This window comes from Herpetosiphon sp. (assembly GCF_003512625.1).
GTDB lineage: Bacteria > Chloroflexota > Chloroflexia > Chloroflexales > Herpetosiphonaceae > Herpetosiphon > Herpetosiphon aurantiacus.
Map to the genome: position 1 here is coordinate 1 of NZ_DOPT01000049.1, position 3,675 is coordinate 3,675.

The window sequence follows — 3,675 nt, forward strand, 5'->3', positions numbered from 1 at the left end:
TTAAGTTTTAGAAGGTTTCGCCGCTGGCTAAATCTTGGTCAACAAAGCTCCGCGCGGTAACCACAACATTCCGGCCAATCGTATGGCTTGCGCTAATGCGGGCAGCTTTACCGATGACGCTCAAGCCAGTGTTGAGCAATTGAGGTTGGGCAGCATTGGGCGTGCCAATCGAGCCTTCGCCAATCCGGCAATCACGGCCAATCACCACCTGTTTATCGACCACACAGTTATCGAGCACCACGCCTGGCTCAATCACGCTATCGGGCATAATTACCGAGTCGCGGATAATTGCGCCTGCGCCAACCACAACACCCGTGCCAATTACCGAGCCAGAAACATGGCCATCGACGCGACAGCCATCACAGAGCAAGCTGCGTTCAATGCGGGCTGAGGCTCCGAGTTGGGCGGCAGGTCGTTCAAACGAGCGAGTCCGCACCACCCACTCAGGATCATACAAATCGAGCGCGGGAGTTTCGGCCAGCAAAGCTATATTGGCTTCGTAATAAGCTTGCACCGTGCCAACATCGGCCCAATAGCCGTTGAAGGTGTAGGCACATACATTGGCTTCGTTGACGATCCGTGGCAGCATTTCGCTACCAAAATCGACCGCCTGATCACGATACAGCAGATCGACCAGATAATCTTTGCGAAAGGCATATACGCCCATCGAGGCCAAGGCACTACTGGTACGGCGCGGTTTTTCCTCGAATTTGGTCACGCGACCCTCGCCATCGACCGAAACCATGCCATAGCGATAGGCTTCATGCGGCGGCACGCTATGCACCGCCAAGGTAATATCCGCGCCACGCTGCATATGCAAATCGAGCAATGGCCGATAATCCATCTTATAAACGTGATCGCCCGCCAAGACCATCACATAATCAACCGGACGTTCTTCGATCACATCAAGATGATAGCGAATTGCATCGGCAGTACCGCGTTGCCAACCGCCGCCATCGGGAGTTGGAAAGGGGTGCAGTACCCGCACGCCACCTTGCAAGCGGTCGAGATCCCATGGTTTGCCCACGCCAATATGCTCGTGCAATGAACGTGGTTGGTGCTGCGAAAGCACCCCAACATCGTAAATGCCCGAATTCACACAATTCGAAAGCGTAAAATCAATAATTCGATATTTGCCAGCAAATGGCGTGGCGGCAGCGGCTCGTCCAGCGGTTAGGGCGCTTAACGAAGGGCTAGCACCACCAGCCATAATCAAAGCTAAAACACGCATATACAACACTCCCCAGCACTAGATCGACTCGCCACTGGCCACATCGCCGTTGAATTGGTCCTCATCGCAATCGGAGGCAATCACAACATTGCGGCCAATGCTGATGCCGGCAGGAATATGCGCACCTTTGCCAACAATGCTAATGCCTGTGGTCAATTTATCTGGTTGCAAGCGATTGGGAACGTTCTCAGTGCCAACCCCAAGTTGCACATTGGCCCCAATCACCACATCTTTATCGACAATTACCCGATCAAGCACTGCACCTGGGCCAATCCAAGTATCGGTCATCACGATCGAATCGCGTACAATCGCCCCAGGTGAAACATAGACCCCAGGCGAGAGCACCGAATGCTCAACCGTGCCGCGCACCACACAGCCATTGCAAATCATTGAGCCTTCGACTTTGCTTTGCGGGCCGAATTTGGCTGGTGGGCGTTCTTCCGAGCGGGTGTGAATGCGCCATTCAGCATCAAACAAATCGAGGGTGCAAGCCGGATCAAGCAATTCCATGCTGGTTTCCCAGTACGATTGTACCGTGCCCACATCAACCCAATAGCCTGAGAAGGGGTGGGCATACACATTGTCGTTGGCAATCATCGTGGGAATCACATGCTTGCCAAAATCAAGATTGGGATATTGGCTACTGGTTTCGCGCAAGCGTTCGACCAAACGTTTGGCATCAAACACATAAATGCCCATCGAGGCCAACGTGCCCTTATCGCGGGCTTTGGGCTTTTCGGTAAATTCGACGACTTGATCATCATCATTGACCGTCATAATCCCAAAACGATCAGTTTCTTCGAGCGAGACGTGCATGACTGCCACGGTTAGATCGGCGTTTTTAGCGAGGTGGGTGGCGATCAACTCACGATAATCCATCTTATAAATATGATCGCCCGAGAGAATTAGCACCAGATCGGCGCGTTGTTCACGGATGTAATTGATATTTTGCAGAATGGCATCGGCAGTGCCGCTATACCAACTCTGATCATTGCGACCTTGGTAGGGCTGAAGCAAGCGTACCCCACCGCGATTGCGGTCGAGATCCCATGGCTTGCCAATGCCGATATGGTCGTTGAGCGAATGAGGCCGATATTGAGTGAGCACCGCAACATCGAAAATATTGGAGTTAACACAGTTGGAAAGCGTAAAGTCGATAATGCGATACTTGCCAGCAAATGGAACCGAGGGCTTGGCGCGTTTTTCGGATAGCACGCTTAAACGTGTCCCCTCACCGCCAGCCATAATCATCGCGACTACGCGCATAGAACCTCCTTTGGTACCGGGGATTCACGCACCATTATAACCAATTTTGCTCATGCTCAAGCCACAATCTCGTGCTCGATCTGCTTCAAATTGTCCATATCCAAGGCTTGCTAGGTTTGCTATGCTTACAAGGTATTGGTGTGTTACGAGGAAATGCGCATGAGCAACCACGATCAATTAGCTTTAGTTCGCCAACGCCATATTCATTTGATGCAATTGACCCTTGATACCCTAGGTCATGTGTTGAGCGATGTAACTCAAGCCCAAGCTACCACGTTTCGCGATGGCCCCGATGGCTGGACAGTGGTCGAAGTGCTGTGCCATTTACGCGATTACGACCAGATCTTCCTTGAGCGAGCGATTATGATGCGTGATGGCGATTTTCCGTTATTGCCAATCTATGATCACGAAGCTATGGTGATTGAGCGCAACTACAATAGTAACGATCTGCGCACAGTCTATGCTGCCTTGCAGGAATCACGCCCGCGTTTTATCGCATTTTTCCAAGCACTCACGCCTGAGCAATGGGAAAAAGCTGGTACGCACCCCGAACGTGGCTATTTTTCGCTGACCGATGCAGCGATGCAAGTTGGCATCCACGATGTTACCCATCTTGAGCAAATTACTCGAATTTTGTTGCAAGCAAAGGGGCAATAAGCATGTCAGATCCAACTTTGATTGATTCGATGCTGCGTTGGCATCTGCCGCTGATGAGCCGCACGCTCGAAACCTTGGGGCATATTTTAGCTCGCGTCAGCCAGCAACAAGCCACGACCTTGCGCGATGGCGCTGATGGCTGGACGGTTTTGGAAGTGGTTTGTCATTTGCGCGATTACGATCAAATTTTTCAAGAACGAGCAAGCAGTATTCTCGAACAGGATAATCCGCTGTTTCAAAGCTACAATCCCGATCAGCTTGCCCGTGAGCGCGACTACAACGCCAGCGAGTTGCATGCTGTTTATGCAGAATTATGTGTTTCACGCACGCGCTACGTGGAGTTTTTCCAAAGCCTTAGCCCTGAACAATGGCAGCGCCATGGTACCCATCCCAAATTAGGCGTATTCTCATTGGCTGATGCTTTGATGCAGGTAACTGGCCACGATCTGATACATATGGAGCAAATTACACGAATTTTGTTGCAGGCTGAATAACCTGATTCCCTCACCCCAACCCCTCTC

Annotated in this window: 4 protein-coding genes; 2 read left to right on the plus strand and 2 right to left on the minus strand. The window is 51.4% G+C overall.

Going from position 1 to position 3,675, the window contains the following annotated elements:
* Positions 1-7: 7 nt before the first annotated feature.
* Together DEF47_RS11800 and DEF47_RS11805 are read right to left on the minus strand one after the other, a co-directional pair.
* On the minus strand, positions 8-1,231 hold the full coding sequence (locus tag DEF47_RS11800; RefSeq protein ID WP_012192238.1) for a glucose-1-phosphate adenylyltransferase family protein: 1,224 nt from the start codon (positions 1,229-1,231) through the stop codon (positions 8-10).
* A gap of 18 nt (positions 1,232-1,249) precedes the next feature.
* On the minus strand, positions 1,250-2,497 hold the full coding sequence (locus DEF47_RS11805) for a glucose-1-phosphate adenylyltransferase (protein ID WP_012192239.1): 1,248 nt from the start codon (positions 2,495-2,497) through the stop codon (positions 1,250-1,252).
* 159 nt (positions 2,498-2,656) lie between these two features.
* Here DEF47_RS11805 and DEF47_RS11810 point away from each other — a divergent pair, with 159 nt between their 5' ends.
* Both DEF47_RS11810 and DEF47_RS11815 read left to right on the plus strand, forming a co-directional pair.
* On the plus strand, positions 2,657-3,154 hold the full coding sequence (locus DEF47_RS11810) for a DinB family protein (RefSeq protein WP_012192240.1): 498 nt from the start codon (positions 2,657-2,659) through the stop codon (positions 3,152-3,154).
* A 2-nt stretch (positions 3,155-3,156) separates the two neighbouring features.
* Positions 3,157-3,648, plus strand: a complete 492-nt coding sequence (locus tag DEF47_RS11815) for a DinB family protein (RefSeq protein WP_012192241.1) — start codon at positions 3,157-3,159, stop codon at positions 3,646-3,648.
* Positions 3,649-3,675 lie beyond the last annotated feature (27 nt).

Bases quoted from the DNA above. Each gene is read 5' to 3' on its own strand.
- DEF47_RS11800 (WP_012192238.1), bottom strand. From the start codon at position 1,231: ATGCGTGTTTTAGCTTTGATTATGGCTGGTGGTGCTAGCCCTTCGTTA.
- DEF47_RS11805 (WP_012192239.1), bottom strand. From the start codon at position 2,497: ATGCGCGTAGTCGCGATGATTATGGCTGGCGGTGAGGGGACACGTTTA.
- DEF47_RS11810 (WP_012192240.1), top strand. From the start codon at position 2,657: ATGAGCAACCACGATCAATTAGCTTTAGTTCGCCAACGCCATATTCAT.
- DEF47_RS11815 (WP_012192241.1), top strand. From the start codon at position 3,157: ATGTCAGATCCAACTTTGATTGATTCGATGCTGCGTTGGCATCTGCCG.